This window comes from Streptomyces tubercidicus (assembly GCF_027497495.1).
Classification (GTDB): domain Bacteria; phylum Actinomycetota; class Actinomycetes; order Streptomycetales; family Streptomycetaceae; genus Streptomyces; species Streptomyces tubercidicus.
In genome coordinates, this window is record NZ_CP114205.1 from 6,675,892 (window position 1) to 6,690,791 (window position 14,900).

Genomic DNA, 14,900 nt, shown 5'->3' on the forward strand with positions numbered 1-14,900 from the left:
TGTGATCGAACAGCCGAGGCGACGCGAGCCAAGCCAAGCCAGTCCACCGGAAGCACGGGAAGAGATGTCCGCACCCAATAAGTCGTACGACCCTGTCGAGGTCGAAGCCCTGAAACCGGAAGAGATCGCCGCACGGCTGGACGAGGCGCTGGCCGCCATCGCCGCCGCGGACGGTCTGGAGGCGCTGCGTGAGGTGAAGGTCGCGCACACCGGCGACCGCTCGCCGCTCGCGCTCGCCAACCGTGAGATCGGCGCCCTGCCCCCGCACGCCAAGGCGGACGCCGGCAAGCGCGTCGGCCAGGCCCGCGGCCGGGTCAACCAGGCGCTCAAGGTCCGCCAGGAGGAGCTGGAGGCGGAGCGCGACGCCCGCGTGCTGGTCGAGGAGGCGGTGGATGTCACGCTGCCCTACGACCGCACCCCGGCCGGCGCCCGGCACCCGCTGACCACCTTCATGGAGCGGGTCGCGGACGTCTTCGTGGCCATGGGCTACGAGGTCGCCGAGGGCCCCGAGGTCGAGGCCGAGTGGTTCAACTTCGACGCCCTCAACTTCGTGCCCGACCACCCGGCGCGCCAGATGCAGGACACCTTCTTCGTGCAGGGTGGGGGCACCGAGGGCGATGAGTCCGGTGTCGTGCTGCGCACCCACACCTCGCCGGTGCAGGCCCGTACGCTCGTCGACCGCGAGCCGCCGGTCTATGTCGTCTGCCCGGGGCGGGTCTACCGCACCGACGAGCTGGACGCCACGCACTCCCCGGTCTTCCACCAGATCGAGCTGCTCGCCGTCGACGAGGGCCTGACCATGGCCGACCTCAAGGGCACCCTGGACCACATGGTCCGGGCGCTGTTCGGCCCGGACATGAAGACCCGGCTGCGGCCGAACTACTTCCCGTTCACCGAGCCGTCCGCCGAGATGGACATGGTCTGCTACGTCTGCCGTGGCGAGTCCGTGGGCAACCCCGACCGGCCCTGCCGTACGTGCTCCAGCGAGGGCTGGATCGAGCTCGGCGGCTGCGGAATGGTCAACCCCAAGGTGCTCATCGCCTGCGGCGTCGACCCGGAGAAGTACAGCGGCTTCGCCTTCGGGTTCGGCATCGACCGGATGCTGATGTTCCGGCACAACGTGGAAGACATGCGTGACATGTTCGAAGGCGACGTCCGGTTCACCCGGCCGTTCGGGATGGAGATCTGATGCGGGTCCCGCTTTCTTGGCTGCGGGAGTACGTCGACCTGCCGGCGACGGAGACCGGCCGTGACGTACAGGCCAAGCTCATCGCCGTCGGCCTGGAGGTCGAGACCGTCGAGCGCCTCGGCGAGGGCCTCAAGGGCCCGCTCGTCGTCGGCCAGGTGCTGACCATCGAGGAGCTGGACGGCTTCAAGAAGCCGATCCGCTTCTGCACGGTCGACGTCGGCCAGGCCAACGGCACCGGCGAGCCCCAGGAAATCGTCTGTGGCGCGCGGAACTTCGCCGTCGGCGACAAGGTCGTGGTCGTGCTGCCCGGCGCCGTGCTGCCCGGCGACTTCAAGATCGCCGCGCGGAAGACGTACGGCAAGAAGTCGCACGGCATGATCTGCTCCGGCGACGAGCTGGGCATGGGCGACGACGGCACGCACGGCATCATCGTGCTGCCGCCGGAGTACGAGGTCGGTACCGACGCGATCGAGCTGCTGGAGCTCGTCGACGAGGTGCTGGACATCGCCGTCACCCCGGACCGCGGCTACTGCCTGTCGATGCGCGGGGTGGCCCGCGAGACCGCCACCGCGTACGGCCTGCCGCTGCGCGACCCGGCGCTGCTGGACGTGCCGCCGCCGAACTCCGCCGGCTACCCCGTCCAGGTCTCCGACCCCCTCGGCTGCGACCGCTTCACCGCCCGTACGGTCACCGGCCTGGAGCCCGGCGCGCGCACCCCGCTGTGGATGCAGCGCCGCCTCCAGAAGGCCGGGATGCGCCCGGTCTCGCTGGCCGTCGACATCACCAACTACGTGATGCTGGAGCTCGGCCAGCCGCTGCACGCCTATGACCGCACCAGCGTCGACGGCCCGATCGGCGTCCGACGGGCGACCGCCGGTGAGCAGCTGACCACCCTGGACGGCACCAAGCGGGTGCTGGACGCCGAGGACCTGGTCATCACCGACAACCGCGGGCCGATCGGCCTCGCGGGCGTCATGGGCGGCGCCAACACCGAGATCGCGGCCCCGGTCGCCGACCCCGGGACCGGCGAGCCGCGCGGCACCACCGACGTCGTGATCGAGGCCGCGCACTTCGACGCGCTGTCCATCGCCCGTACGGCCCGCCGGCACAAGCTGTCCTCGGAGGCCGCCAAGCGCTTCGAGCGCGGGGTGGACCCGGAGGCCGCGTCCGCCGCGGCGCAGCGCACCGTCGACCTGCTGGTGCTGCTCGCGGGCGGCACCGCCGAGGACGGCGTCACCGAGGTCGTCACGCCCCGCGGGCCGCGCACGATCACCATTTCCGCCAACCACCCGGACAAGGTCGCCGGTGTCGACTACGGCCGGGAGACCGTCGTCCGCCGCCTCCAGCAGGTCGGCTGCGACGCCTACGGGCAGGACGAGCTGGTCGTGACCGTGCCGTCCTGGCGGCCGGACCTCAGCGAGCCGAACGACCTGGCCGAAGAGGTCATCCGGCTGGAGGGCTACGAGAACCTGCCCTCCACCCTCCCCAAGCCGCCGGCCGGCCGCGGGCTGACCGAGCGTCAGCGGCTGCACCGCCGGGTCGGCCGGGCGCTGGCCGGTGCGGGCTATGTCGAGGCGCTGAACTACCCGTTCACCGGCTCGGCGATCCTCGACCAGCTCGGCATCGAGGCGGACGACCCGCGCCGCGCGGCCGTCACCCTCGTCAACCCGCTCTCCGACGAGGAGCCCGACCTCCGTACGACGCTCATCCCGGGGCTGCTGAACGCGCTGCGCCGCAACTACGGGCGCGGTACCCACGACCTGGCGCTCTTCGAGACCGGTCCGGTCTTCCGGGCGACCGGCGACGAGAAGCCGGCCAGCCGGCTGGTCGTCGACCGCCGGCCGACCGACGACGAGATCGCCTCGCTGGACGCCTCGCTCCCGCAGCAGCCGCGGCGCGCCGCGGTGGTGCTCGCCGGGGGCCGTGAGCAGGACGGCTGGTGGGGTTCCGCACGCCCGGCGATCTGGGCGGACGCCATCGAGGCGGGCCGTACGGTCGCCCGTGAGGCCGGTGTCGAGCTGATCGTCCGGCAGGACCAGCACGCCCCGTTCCACCCGGGCCGCTGTGCGGCGCTGCTCGCCCTCGCCGACGGCGAGGAGATCCTCGTCGGCAACGCGGGTGAGCTGCACCCGAGGGTCATCAAGACGCTGGCCCTGCCGGAGCGCACCTGCGCGATGGAGATCGACCTGGACCGCCTGGAGCAGGCCGGTACCGGACCGCTGCGCGCCCCGAAGATCTCGGCCTTCCCGGTCGCGACCCAGGACGTCGCGCTCGTGGTCGACGCCGGTGTCCCGGCGGCCGAGGTCGAGGGCGCGCTGCGCGACGGTGCGGGTGAACTGCTGGAGTCGCTGCGGCTGTTCGACGTCTTCACCGGCGAGCAGATCGGCGCGGGCAAGAAGTCGCTGGCGTACGCGCTGCGCTTCCGCGCCGACGACCGGACGCTGACCGCCGAGGATGCCTCGGCGGCCCGTGACGCGGCGATCGCGGCGGCCGTGGAGCGGACCGGGGCGGTGCTGCGCGGCTGAGCCAGGGCGTTGCCCGTGGCCGCCGTGACGGTGTGCTGAAGGGGGCGAGGGCGTGGACGGTGTGGACCGTCCGCGCCCTCGCCCCTTTTCGGATCCGTACAGCATCACCCCATCGGGTGATGCTGTACGTATCGCCGTCGGATGGACACCTGACGTCGCGAGAATCGACCGGGTCGGCAGGGCCCATGTGATCACGGCAGCGGGCCGGACCGACCCGCTCACGAGCTGGGGAACCACCAGCTGGACCCCGTGAGCCCGCCATGATCCGCACGCCCTAGGGAGACCCCCGGCATGATCCGAAACCGGGCGAGAGGCTTCGCCCGGCGCGCCTTCGTCTTCGTCCTGCCCGGCCTGTGGGTCCTCGGCGTCGTGATCTGGGAGCTGAGCCGGCCGACCAGCGGCCGGCTGCTGCAACTCCTCGCCGCCGCACCGGCCATCGCCTGCGCGGGCACCGGCCGCCGCCGGTGCGTCCTGCTCGGCGGGGTGTGCGCGCTGCTCGCGCTGGTGCCGTTCGGCGAGGTGGAGCCCGGGACCGGCTGGGGCACGCGCCTGGTGACCTGCGGGGCGATCCTCACGGTGATCGGGGTGAGCTATCTGACCGCCGGGCGGCGGCTGCGGCTGCTGCGGGAGCTGGAGCGGACCCGGGAGGTCGCGCTCACCGCGCAGCGGGTGCTGCTGCGGCCGTTACCGCGCCGGATCGACGGGGTGCTGCTGGCGGCCGACCATCTCTCGGTGAGCGAGGGGGCCGTGGTCGGCGGCGATCTGTACGAGGTGGTGGGGACCCGGCACGGGGTCCGGGCGGTGATCGGGGATGTGCGCGGGCACGGGCTGGCCGCGATGGGCACGGTCGCGGCGATGCTCGGCAGCTTCCGCGAGGTGGCGCACGATGAGCCCGAACTGGGCGGTGTGCTGCGCCGGTTGGAGCGCTCGCATCAGCGGTATCTGCGGGAGCGGGGGTACCCCGGGCGGCCGGCGGGCGGCGCGGAGCCGGCCGGTCCGTTCGCCGAGGAGTTCGTGACGCTGCTGCTCGTGGAGGTGGCTGCGGACGGGTCCGTCACGGCGCTCAACTGCGGGCATCCATGGCCCTATCGGATCGCTCGCCAGGCGGTCGCACCGGTCTCCCCGGCCGATCCGATGCCGCCGCTGGGCCTGTTCCCGTTGCCCGAGGAGCTGTCCGCGGTGTGCTGCGGGCGACTGCGGCCCGGGGAGGGGCTGTTTCTCCACACCGACGGGGCGGCCGACGCGCGGGACGCGGCCGGGGAGTTCTTTCCGCTGGCCCAGGAGCTGCGCAGCAGTGTCGCGGCGGCCGCGGCCCCGGGCGGGCCCTCGCCGGCGGGAGTGGTCGGCACGGTGCGCGAGGCGTTGCTGCGGCATGCGGGCGGACGGCTGACGGATGATGTGGCGCTGCTGATGCTGAGCAACGACCGGGTGCGGGTGCCGGCGCAGGCGTCACGGGCCCGGCGGGCAGGAACGGGGCGCGTGGAGGCGGGCCGGGCCGAGTAGCCGGGCCCGGATGGGGCGGGCGGTCGGCCGTCGCGCGCCCCTTCACACCCCGTGTGAAGCGGCGTTCACTACGCTCAATTGACGGAGTGGTCCTGTCGACAAGGCCATGAGCCGACGGCCCGCAGGCGGGCCCGGCTCACCGGGAGGCCGGTATGGAGCCCAACACCCTGCTGGACGCGATGCTCGACGAGTCCGGTATCTCGCATGCGGGACTCGCCGCGCGGATCAATCAGCTCGGCCGGCGCCGCGGTCTGGCGCTGCGGTACGAACACACCGCGGTGACCCGGTGGTTGAAGGGGCAGCGGCCGCGTGGGCAGGTGCCCGATCTGATCTGCGAGATCCTGGGTGAACGGCTGCACCGGCCGGTCGGGCTCGCCGACATCGGGTTCAGCGGACCGGGCTCGCGGAGGGCCGCCGACACCCCGCTCTCCGGCTTCGTCGAGCGGGCCACCGCGCTGTGGCGGTCCGATGAGCAGCAGCGGCCGCACATCCTCGACGCACCGGCGCTCACCGGCACCTCGGCGGTCATCCCCGTATGGGAGTGGGAGAACCCGCCCGAGGACTGCGATGTCTCACGCGACGGGCTGACCCGGGTCGGCAGCGCCGATATCGAGATGCTGCGCACCGCGCGGACGCACTACGAGGCGATGTACCGGAAGGCGGGTGGTATCGCTACCAGAGCACGCATCGTGGGATTCCTCAACGCCGAGGCGGCGCCGCTGCTGCGGGGCAGCTACAGCGATGCGACGGGGCGTCAGCTCCACCGGGCGACCGGCGGACTGGTCGCGGTCGCCGGCATCTGCGCGTACGACTCGGACGCTCTCGGGCTGGCCCAGCGCTACTTCCATCAGGCGCTGCGGCTGGCCAAGGCCAGCGGGGACCGCGGCCTCGGCGCGTATGTCATCGCGCTGCTGGTCAACCAGTCCCTCTTCGTACGGGAATACCGCCAGGCGGTCGCCTTCGCGGAGGCGGCGCTGCGGGCCGCGGGTCCGCAGATCACTCCGGCGCTCTCCGCGGACCTCTACGCGATGCAGGCCAAGTCCTACGCCCGGCTCGGCGACGGCGCGGGCGCGCTGTCCTGCATCCGGCGCGCGGAGGCGGCCGCGGAGCGTATCCGGCCCGGTCTCGAACCGGCCGAGACGGGCTATGTCCAGCCCGGCCTGGTGAATGTACAGGTGGCGGAGGCGCTGCTGAGCCTGGGGGACTTACGGGCCGCCCGGGAACAGGCGGACGCCGCCGTCGACACCCCCGCACACGACCGCGGCCGGGTCCACCGGCTGGCCATGCTCACCCATATCGAGCTGCGTCAAGGCGATGCGGACCGGGCCGTGGCCAATGCCGCGCAGATGACGGAGCAGGCTCGCGGCATGGAGTCGCACCGGCTGCGGGACCGGCTGCGGGCGGTGCGCGAACATCTGGCGGAGACCGGGAGCTCCGCGACGGACGAGGCTGCCGATCTCATCGACGAGGTGCTGCGCGTTCCGCTGTAGGGCGTACGACACGCCCCTGACCGGGCTCGTGTCACCTTGCCGGCACTACAGCGGAAGGTGGCAGTTACGTGCGTTGGAACAATCTCAGCGAAAAGCCCGTCTATGCGAATCCCTGGTTCCGGGTCAATCTGGCCGATGTGGAACTGCCGGACGGCCGGCACCTGGACCACTATCTGATCCGGATGCGGCCGGTCGCCGTGGCCACGGTGGTCAATGAGGCCCATGAGGTGCTGCTGCTGTGGCGGCACCGGTTCATCACCGACACCTGGGGCTGGGAGCTGGCCGCCGGTGTCGTCGAGGACGGTGAGGACCTCGCGGCGGCGGCCGCCCGGGAGATGGAGGAGGAGACCGGGTGGCGCCCGGGACCCCTCCACCACCTCCTCACGGTGGAGCCCTCCAACGGCCTCACCGACGCGCGGCATCACATCTACTGGTCCGAGGAGGGCGAGTACGTAGGCCCGCCCCAGGACGGTTTCGAGTCCGAGCGGCGGGAGTGGGTGCCGTTGAAGCTGGTGCCCGACATGGTGGCGCGGGGGGAGGTGCCGGCCGCCAATATGGCCGCCGCCCTGCTGATGCTGCATCACCTCCGGTTGGGCTGACCGGCACCGGCCGGTGACCGCGTCCGGCGGCTGCGCCGGCCGGCGGTCACCGGCCCAGCGCCTGCCACACCGCCACCACCAGCGCCGCGAGCCCCGTGAGCGCGGCGGCGGACGGCAGCGGCCAGCGGGTGCTCTCCAGCCGTGTGACGCGGGCCTGCAGGTCATCCGCGTCCCGCTCGTACTGCGCGGAGCGCTGGGCCAGCAGCGCGAGTTGGCCGTCGACCCGGGCGGTGCGGACGTCGAGCAGACGCCTCAGCTCCGCTAAGTCGGCGGCTACCAGATCGGGTTCGGGGTGGGCGGTCACGGTCCGCTCCTCATTCCTTCGGTCAGCTGCGTCGGTATCCGTACGGGCCTCAGTCAACTGTGCTGCGGCGACGGGCGGGAGCGTGTGCGGCGGGGAGATCCGGGTCTGCGGCGCACACCCCGTGTGAAGTGACGCAGCGTCACACCACGTCGTCGGCCTTCACACGGGGTGTGAACCACACACTCCCACCGACCCGCTTCACACGCTCCCGTACGCACCCGCACGGGGGTTGACTCGAAGGTGCCACGGGGGCCGAAGCCGGCGGACGGGCGCCCGCCGGCCCGGGGTCCGCCCGCCGGTTTTCCCCCGAGCGGCGGGCGGACGGTCCGTGGGGCGGGCGCGGGACCGTGTAGCGATCCCGGGCGGGACACCGTCAGGTCGTCGGCCCGCGAGCCAGTCGCGCAGGAAGTCCCCGCGTTCCGAGGCCCATGCCGGTGGCGGTCCGGTAGCCGCCGTTGGGGCACGGCGGCCGGCGGAGCAGGTGGACGAGGGCGTCGCTGGAGGTCGGCCGATGCGCCTGCGAGGTCACCGATTGCTTTCGATGAACAATCGCTTTGGCCAACTCGCCCTGCAATATGGGGAGTTCTACGACATGATGGCGCCATGGGGAAGCAGTGACACTGCCGAGTGTCGTTTCTCATCGAGCAGTTTGAGTGTGGAGGGATCGTGGATCGTTTCCTTGAGGCGGTGCGCAGGCATCGCCGACCCGCCATCCTGATCGCGGCCGGCCTCGTGATTCTGCTGCTACACGGGGTGATGTACACGACAGTGGACACGGGCCTCGGCAACATTGACCTGTCCGCGCCGCCAGGAGAGTGGGAGCAGTACCAGGTCGACCAGGACGGCTTCACCCGGCTGATGGCCGCGAGCAGCGTGTTTCCGCCCATCGGTCAGGCACTGCTGATCGCGGGGCTCCTCGGCTGGATCCTTGAGGCGCAACGCGACAGGCGAGACCGGGACTGAGGCCGCCCCGATGGAGATGTTCCTCGGCGTCCTTGGCGCTGTCGTCGGCATCCTGGGGCTGGTCCTCGCGTTCCTCAGCCACCGGCGTCACCAGCGGACCCGGATCGGCTACAGACTCGTCGCGGACAGCCATCTGGTCCAGAACATGGACGGCATCGAAAACCTGGGTATCCACTACGACGGTCGCGTCCTCAGCAGGCCACGGTTAATGGTCCTGGAGATCATCAACGCGGGCAACGTGGCCGTCAGGCGCGAGGACTACCAAGACGATCTGAAGGCCACGTTCCCGGGTGGCGTCGAGATCGTCTGGAGTAGCGTCCACGGGACGCCGTCGTCGGTGACCGCGGACGTGCGGGTGGCCGCGGACACGGTGGAACTCGGACGCCCGTTGCTCAACGCTCAGGACGTGCTGACGCTGCAGGTCCTGGTCAACGGTGACGTGACGGGCGTGGAGATCACAGGCCGTGCCGCGGGTTTCAGTGAGGTGGAGAGGCTCGCGGGGCCGAGTACCGGAGTACGGCGCGGGCTGTTGGGATCGCCCTCTTCCATCGCGCTCGTTACGCTCATGTCGATCGCGCTGATCGCCACAGCCTGGCTGGTGTACAAGCTCTGGCCGGCGACAGGTGAGAAGAACGAGGTCCAGAAGTTCACGGTCGACGTGGGCGACATGATCGCGAAGGGCAGGCCCGGCAAGGGCGCCGGCGAGCTCGTCACGGGAAGCACTGCCGACGAATACACCTTCTCCGCGCAGAAGGGGATGCGCCTGTACGTGCAGCAGTTGGACTGCGACCACACGTTTGGGCCCGCTCTATCGCTGCGCCATGCCAACGGGGAGAGGGTTCCGAACTTCTCCAGCGAGTCGACAGCCGGCTGCGCTTCGGCCAAGCCGGTGGAGCTGGAGAAGCCCGGACACTACACCCTGCGCGTCGCCCAGGGAGCCCTGTCGTCACTGCCGCAGACATACTCCTTCAAACTCTGGGACGCGCCGGTCGGCAAGCGGAACATCGGCCTCAAAAATGAGATCAAGGGGAGTATCGAGCAGCCGGGCGGCCGGGACGAGTTCACGATCGATGCTGAGGCCGGGGACCGTATCGCCTTCGACCTCAACCCCGACAAGGGACTGCAGCCGAAATGGAGTCTGCGGAACCCGGACGGCAGGGAGATCGGCGAGGGCGACCGCTTCCTCTACGCCGACCCAATCGACCTGAACGCCGACGAAAGCGGCAAGTACAAGCTTGTCGTCGAGTCGGAGCAGGACACCACGGGCGACTACGTCCTGCTCCCGCGCAGCAAGAAAAACTCCTAACGGCGAGGTGTGCCCAAGCCACTCCGCGCGGGTCTGCTGCAGATGGGGCATCAGTCTGCAGCAGACTGGGCGTCACGCCAGGACGGCAAGAGCTCGTCGAGGAGGGCCTCGGTGCGGGGCGGGAGGCTGCGGGCGTCGCCGCTGTGCTCGTGATTGCGGGCAACGAGCGATGCTGCTGTTGATTCGAGCTTGGCCGCATCGCCTGTGGCGTGTGCGGCGCGGAGAAGTTCGTTCCAGAGTCGCTCGTCCGTCGGCGCGGTGGTCAAGGCCGTGTTGAGGGCGTTGAGCGCTGGTGCCGGGTTGCCGGCCTCCAAGTGGTGGGCGGACAGGGCCAGTGCGACGTCTGCCACCAGTAGGGGCAGCTCGGCCTCGCTGTTCTCGTGGGAAAGCCAGGTGTAGCGGCCCTGTGGGCGGTTTGCGAGCAGGGGGCCGTGGGCGAGTGCCAGGGCGTCGTTGAGCAGGCGTTCCCGTATGTGTGCTTTACGTGCGCCTCTGCCCGCGGTGGCCTCGTAGTGGAGGGTGCGGAGCACGTCGAGGTCGGAGACGACGGACGGCGCGAGGGTGAGCTGACCGGTGGTGTCGGTGCCGAGCCGCGGGGTTCCGTCGGGGTCGCTCCCCAGCCAGGTTCGCAGGCGTTCGATGAGGGCGTCACGGACATCCTCGGTGACGCCGCGGGGCCACAGCACGGAGGCCAGAACGCGCGGGTGCACTCCTTCGCGATGGAGCAGGAGCATGACCAGCGCCTCGTGGAGAAGCGGGCTGTGCTCGGCGTCAGGTGCGTCGAGGCCGGTGATCTCGTAGGTGCCGATCAGCCGTGCGTACACCGCGGGTCGTCCGCTCGGGGTGATGTCCACCATGAACTGCGGGGGGCTGGGGGCCGGGTCGCGGTGGTCGTCGGGTGTGGGGCCGGCGTTCTCGCCACCGGCTTGCTTCACGGCCTCGCCCGGGATGGTCAGGCTGATGCGGTGGCCGGGGTTGAGGCGGACCGGGAGGCCGGTGGCGGCGAGGTGCTGGCCGGTGGTCTGTTGCCACTGGTGCCAGGTGTCGGGAGCGTGGGTGGGGTGGGTGAAGGCCGGGATGTAGCGGCTGCCGTCGTCCTCGACGACGCTGTAGAGGCCGGTCTGCCCCTCCTGGGCGAACAGGAGGAGCGTGGCCTCGCGGAAGGCCGCGAGGAGTTCCTGCTCGCTGCCGTAACCGGTGACGGCGCGCTGCAGGGCTTCGTCCAGGGCCGTGACAGGGGGTGGGAACTCCAACGCCGTCGGCGACGGGCGGTAGTTCGGGTTGTGCGTGAAGGAATCGAGCTGGCCGAAGCTGTCGACGGACCAGCCGCCGATGATGCCGTACGGGGGGACCGCGCCGTTGGGGTCGAAGTACGGGTCGATCGCGTACACGTAGCCGCCGCGCTGCTGTGCGGCCTGGGCGCGCAGAGCCTCGGTGACCGGGGGAACGGCGGGGGCAGGGCCGGCCGGAGTGGTCACAGCGACTGGCTCCACTGCTCTTCGAAGGCGATCTGCTCGGCGACAGTGGCCAGCGTCTCGCAGGGTGCGGGGTGGAAGGTCTGGATGAGATCGGCGCGGGTGGGGCGAAGGCCCGGCCTCAGTAGGCAGACGAGGAAACCCCCCGTATCACGGCACATCCCGGAGGGCCAGGTGTCGCGACGCGAGCCGTTGACACCCAGGAGCCACCCCTGGGGTTCGATCTGCTCGCGGATGCGGGTGAGCGCCTCGAAGCAGTCATCCGCTCTGCCGGTGACATGCCCCCAAGGGCCGTAGGCGGTTACGGTGAAATCGTAGTTTTCGCCCTCCCAGAGCAGGATGGCGTCGGCCTGCTGGTCGCCGTTGAAGGCGAGGACGGCGAAGTGGTCGGGGACCTGGTGGCCACTCATAGGGTCCATCCTTCGGGCAGTTGACTGGAGGGCGGTGCTTCAGGGGCGGGAGCGACGGGTTTTTTGGGGATATGAGGCTCGTAGTGGGGGTTCGGTATCCATTCCCCCTTGGTTCCGGTGCGGGGGTCCATCTCCCAGGCTCCCTTGATGTGCTTGCGGTCGATGCCGCCGGCGAAGGCGATCTCCTGGTCGATCTCGTGGTACTTGTTGTTCGGCAGGGTCTCGTTGACGTCGATGCCGCCGGGGGCGTCGACCTCGTACCGGTAATGGGTTACCCAGTTGGCATCGGCGTCCCTGGTGGTGCTCACAAAGGCCGACCCATGGCTGCTCTCCACATAGCCAAAAAGGTCCACGTTGGACGAGTCGCGTGGATGGAAGCCCTGGTCGAAGATCTCCCGGGGATGGCGGTTGTCGTTGCGGTACAGCGGCTCGTGGCTTTCGCGCCACACCGGCTTGTGGCTCATGCCGTCGATGTCGATGTTCTTGTCCACGGCTGCGGGAAGGCTGCGAGGGTCGTCCGGGTCCAGATCCCTGCCCGCCCCGGCGGCGTCATCGGGGTGCTCGCCCCCGTCATCGGCGCGCTCGGCCGCCTCATCGGAATGCGTTGCCGCATCATCGGTGTGCCGAGCTGCGTCGGCCGCGTCATCGCCGTGCCCGGCAACGCCGGCGGAGTCCTTTGCGGCGGCATGGGCGGCGTCTTTGGCGGCAGCGCTTTCCATGCCGTGGGCGGCGGCTTTGGCTCCGACCTTGCTCACGGCGCCTCCGCCGCCGATGAAGTTCGTCGCGAAGGCGCCGATGGCCTGGTTGCGGTCGGTGCCCCAACCCTCGCCGATGAAGCCCTTGACCAGCTCGGTGGGGTGGTTGGCAGTGTGGATCAGGCCGCCGGCGACACTGGTGAGATTGGTGGCGTAGTCGGCCGGGTGGGTCAGGTTGTAGGGGTCCTGGGGGTTGACTGTGCGGACCAGGCGCAGCAACGAGGTGCCGGTCTTGATGATGCCGCCCAGCTGGTGCTCGGCCCCGACCAGCTGGTTTTTCACCATGTTGCCGGCTTCGCGCTTGAGGCGGGCCAGGCCCTGTGGCTCGGCAGGTGCCCGACCGGTGGCTCGGGCGAGTTTCACGGTCAGTTGGGCGCCGGCGCTGTCGCGCTGGCTGCGGGCCGTCTTGAGCAGGTGCTCTGCGGACTTGCGTCCCTCGGCGCCGGGGTCGTGGAACGGGCCCGGCTCCTGCGGAGACTGGTTCCCGGCGGCGTCGGCCTGCTGGTTGTAGTTGTCGACCTTGCGCTTGTACTGCTCCACGGCCGCCGCGGTCTTCTTCTGGGCCTGCTTCCACCGCTCGACCGCCTCGCGGGCCTGCTTACCCGCCCACTCGACCGTGTCGGCGTAGTGATCCAGCGCAGCGGCCGCGTCCTCGAACGAGTCGGCGGCGGTCAGCCAGCGCTTGGGGTGGGTCTGCACCTTCTCGCGAAAGCGGTCAGCGGCCTTTCCGTGCCAGTCCGAGGGATCCATCTTCCGCAGGGCGGAGCCGGTGCGCTCGAAGGCCGCGCCCAACTTCTTCACGTTCCCGGCGGACTTACGGATGCTGCTCGCGTCCCCGTGCAGCAGCAGGGCGGGGTCGTCGGTCTCGTTCAGCTCCAGCTCGCGGGTCTGGGCACCCAGCCCCTCGGCCGCCCAGGAGCCGGCTGCGTCGGCCTTGTCGGCCCAGTCGTGTGCGCCCACGTCATCAAGCATCTTCGCCGTACCGTGGGCGACGGTCTGCACCCCGTCGGCGAAGGTGTCGCGGGCCGACTGGGTGACGCGGTCCAAATCGTCGAAGAGGCCCATCACTTCCCCTTCGCCGCGGTGTCTGTGTCCTGCCCGTCGTCGTCGCCGCTGAAGGGTGCGGAGGCGACGGCCTTCGCCACCCCGATGTGGCCCCCGGTCACTCCGGTCTCAGTGACGTCCGTCCAGGCGTTGGAGAGGTTCTTCCGGCTCTCCTTGTAAGCGTCCTTGAAGCTGTCCATGGAGTAGTCGGGGGTGTAGGCGTCCTCGATCTTGCCGCCCACCTGGCTCCAGGACATCTTCTCCGCCTTCTCCGAGGTCAGCGTCGGGTCGGCAGTCGCGGACAGCACCACGTCCTTGAGGACGCCCGTGCCGTACTCCTCCGCCTCCTCGTAGTAGCCCGCGTTCAGATCCAACGCCCCGGCCACGTCGTCGCCCTCGTCCAAGAGCGCCTGGACCTCCCAGCCCCAACGCTCGGCGAAGTCGTCCAGCATCTGAGAAGCAGCGGAGTGCCCCATCACGGTCGGCGGCACCGACAGATCGGAGAAGCCCTGACCCGTGGTCGCCTCGGTCGCATCCGTGATCTTCTTCAGCTCGTCCAGCGCATCGTTGATGCCCTTGGACACCTGCTTCAGGATCTGCGGATCGACCCCGAAATCACCACCGCTCACCATGCGGCAAGCTCCCCCTTGGCCACGGATTCCTTATCGAGCGCAATGCCATCCGGCACGATTCCGGAGACGGGTGGCAGGAAGGCGCGAAGTCCGGAGGACACGTCCACCACGACCCCCATCGGAACCCGGTCCCGCTCCACCAGCTCAGGAAGCAGCTCCTGCAACAGCTCCTCACCGCCCACGCGCAGGTAGCGCACGTACCGGGCCAGTTCGGCGGGCAGTTCGTCGGGCTTGGCCGCCTCCCACTTCTGCTGCAGAAAGGCGTGCATCTCACCTGTGCTGGTGAATGCGAACAGCCAGCGACTGTCGTCCAACTCGCCACTCCACAGGGCGCCTTCACCCAGCAGGGGGAGCAGAAGCTCCGCGCCCCGCGCGGCCTCGACCAGCGCCTGCGGATCCCCTTCACCCCGTAGGAACGCGGCCATCTGCGCGCGCAGTTCCGCCGTCCCTGTCGACAGCTCGCTGCCCATCCGGCCCCGCACCCCTGCTTGTGTCTACCTGTCACGACTTCCGCGCATGCCAGGCGGCTCGGTACGTCAGTGACCACATGGCATGAGCAGGTCAGATACTAGATCGACTTCTGCGATCCCCGCGAATCGGGAGAGGGCGCGAGTCCTTCCCGTAGGCGCAATCGGCGGTGACTCAGACGAGGGGGAATGGGGAGACCGCGGGGCGTTCGATCATGGCGCGGGCAAGGTTGCCCTT

At 70.2% G+C, this 14,900-nt stretch carries 13 protein-coding genes; 7 read left to right on the top strand and 6 right to left on the bottom strand.

The genetic code is table 11. From position 1 onward, the window contains the following. The first annotated feature begins 64 nt into the window (after positions 1 to 64). The 5 genes from pheS to STRTU_RS29165 all read left to right on the top strand — a co-directional run bounded on the left by pheS (position 65) and on the right by STRTU_RS29165 (position 7,306). Positions 65 to 1,189: a phenylalanine--tRNA ligase subunit alpha gene (gene pheS / locus STRTU_RS29145; protein WP_159747716.1), complete on the top strand. Its 1,125-nt coding sequence runs from the start codon at positions 65 to 67 to the stop codon at positions 1,187 to 1,189. Then, positions 1,189 to 3,714 carry a phenylalanine--tRNA ligase subunit beta gene (gene pheT, locus STRTU_RS29150; protein WP_159747718.1) on the top strand — a complete coding sequence of 842 codons (2,526 nt, stop codon included), beginning with the start codon at positions 1,189 to 1,191 and terminating at the stop codon, positions 3,712 to 3,714. Before pheS ends, pheT begins: the two co-directional genes overlap by 1 nt. A gap of 291 nt (positions 3,715 to 4,005) precedes the next feature. Further along, positions 4,006 to 5,217 carry a PP2C family protein-serine/threonine phosphatase gene (locus STRTU_RS29155; protein ID WP_159747720.1) on the top strand — a complete coding sequence of 404 codons (1,212 nt, stop codon included), beginning with the start codon at positions 4,006 to 4,008 and terminating at the stop codon, positions 5,215 to 5,217. A gap of 152 nt (positions 5,218 to 5,369) precedes the next feature. After that, positions 5,370 to 6,707 carry an NsdA family TPR-like regulatory protein gene (locus STRTU_RS29160; RefSeq protein ID WP_159747722.1) on the top strand — a complete coding sequence of 446 codons (1,338 nt, stop codon included), beginning with the start codon at positions 5,370 to 5,372 and terminating at the stop codon, positions 6,705 to 6,707. A gap of 68 nt (positions 6,708 to 6,775) precedes the next feature. Beyond that, positions 6,776 to 7,306, top strand: coding sequence for an NUDIX domain-containing protein (locus STRTU_RS29165; protein WP_159747724.1), 531 nt, complete (start codon positions 6,776 to 6,778; stop codon positions 7,304 to 7,306). Positions 7,307 to 7,352: 46 nt separating this feature from the next. On the opposite strand, the gene STRTU_RS29170 is transcribed toward STRTU_RS29165, so the two are convergent. Continuing rightward, positions 7,353 to 7,610 (bottom strand): hypothetical protein, encoded by a 258-nt coding sequence (locus STRTU_RS29170; protein WP_159747726.1) that lies wholly within the window; start codon positions 7,608 to 7,610, stop codon positions 7,353 to 7,355. A 627-nt stretch (positions 7,611 to 8,237) separates the two neighbouring features. Here STRTU_RS29170 and STRTU_RS29175 point away from each other — a divergent pair. Both STRTU_RS29175 and STRTU_RS29180 read left to right on the top strand, forming a co-directional pair. After that, positions 8,238 to 8,573, top strand: a complete 336-nt coding sequence (locus tag STRTU_RS29175; protein WP_159747728.1) for a hypothetical protein — start codon at positions 8,238 to 8,240, stop codon at positions 8,571 to 8,573. Between the two features lie 10 nt (positions 8,574 to 8,583). Next, a complete protein-coding gene (locus STRTU_RS29180; RefSeq protein WP_159747730.1) occupies positions 8,584 to 9,879 on the top strand; it encodes a hypothetical protein in 1,296 nt (431 codons plus the stop codon). A gap of 50 nt (positions 9,880 to 9,929) precedes the next feature. On the opposite strand, the gene STRTU_RS36210 is transcribed toward STRTU_RS29180, so the two are convergent. From STRTU_RS36210 to STRTU_RS29210, 5 genes are read right to left on the bottom strand one after another with little or no spacing between them, the layout of a single operon-like run. Then, positions 9,930 to 11,372 carry a type VII secretion system-associated protein gene (locus STRTU_RS36210; RefSeq protein WP_371873688.1) on the bottom strand — a complete coding sequence of 481 codons (1,443 nt, stop codon included), beginning with the start codon at positions 11,370 to 11,372 and terminating at the stop codon, positions 9,930 to 9,932. Then, positions 11,354 to 11,764: a hypothetical protein gene (locus STRTU_RS29195; RefSeq protein WP_159747734.1), complete on the bottom strand. Its 411-nt coding sequence runs from the start codon at positions 11,762 to 11,764 to the stop codon at positions 11,354 to 11,356. The genes STRTU_RS36210 and STRTU_RS29195 overlap by 19 nt, the downstream gene beginning before the upstream one ends. Further along, positions 11,761 to 13,584, bottom strand: coding sequence for a putative T7SS-secreted protein (locus tag STRTU_RS29200; RefSeq protein WP_159747736.1), 1,824 nt, complete (start codon positions 13,582 to 13,584; stop codon positions 11,761 to 11,763). The genes STRTU_RS29195 and STRTU_RS29200 overlap by 4 nt, the downstream gene beginning before the upstream one ends. Beyond that, positions 13,584 to 14,195, bottom strand: coding sequence for a hypothetical protein (locus tag STRTU_RS29205; protein ID WP_159747738.1), 612 nt, complete (start codon positions 14,193 to 14,195; stop codon positions 13,584 to 13,586). The genes STRTU_RS29200 and STRTU_RS29205 overlap by 1 nt, the downstream gene beginning before the upstream one ends. Then, positions 14,189 to 14,665 (bottom strand): SseB family protein, encoded by a 477-nt coding sequence (locus STRTU_RS29210; RefSeq protein WP_159747740.1) that lies wholly within the window; start codon positions 14,663 to 14,665, stop codon positions 14,189 to 14,191. Before STRTU_RS29210 ends, STRTU_RS29205 begins: the two co-directional genes overlap by 7 nt. Between the last annotated feature and the right edge of the window lie 235 nt (positions 14,666 to 14,900).

What these genes read in the sequence shown, in the direction of transcription:
- pheS (WP_159747716.1), top strand. Translation starts at nt 65, where the DNA reads ATGTCCGCACCCAATAAGTCGTACGACCCTGTCGAGGTCGAAGCCCTG.
- pheT (WP_159747718.1), top strand. Translation starts at nt 1,189, where the DNA reads ATGCGGGTCCCGCTTTCTTGGCTGCGGGAGTACGTCGACCTGCCGGCG.
- STRTU_RS29155 (WP_159747720.1), top strand. Translation starts at nt 4,006, where the DNA reads ATGATCCGAAACCGGGCGAGAGGCTTCGCCCGGCGCGCCTTCGTCTTC.
- STRTU_RS29160 (WP_159747722.1), top strand. Translation starts at nt 5,370, where the DNA reads ATGGAGCCCAACACCCTGCTGGACGCGATGCTCGACGAGTCCGGTATC.
- STRTU_RS29180 (WP_159747730.1), top strand. Translation starts at nt 8,584, where the DNA reads ATGGAGATGTTCCTCGGCGTCCTTGGCGCTGTCGTCGGCATCCTGGGG.
- STRTU_RS29195 (WP_159747734.1), bottom strand. Translation starts at nt 11,764, where the DNA reads ATGAGTGGCCACCAGGTCCCCGACCACTTCGCCGTCCTCGCCTTCAAC.
- STRTU_RS29200 (WP_159747736.1), bottom strand. Translation starts at nt 13,584, where the DNA reads ATGGGCCTCTTCGACGATTTGGACCGCGTCACCCAGTCGGCCCGCGAC.
- STRTU_RS29205 (WP_159747738.1), bottom strand. Translation starts at nt 14,195, where the DNA reads ATGGTGAGCGGTGGTGATTTCGGGGTCGATCCGCAGATCCTGAAGCAG.
- STRTU_RS29210 (WP_159747740.1), bottom strand. Translation starts at nt 14,665, where the DNA reads ATGGGCAGCGAGCTGTCGACAGGGACGGCGGAACTGCGCGCGCAGATG.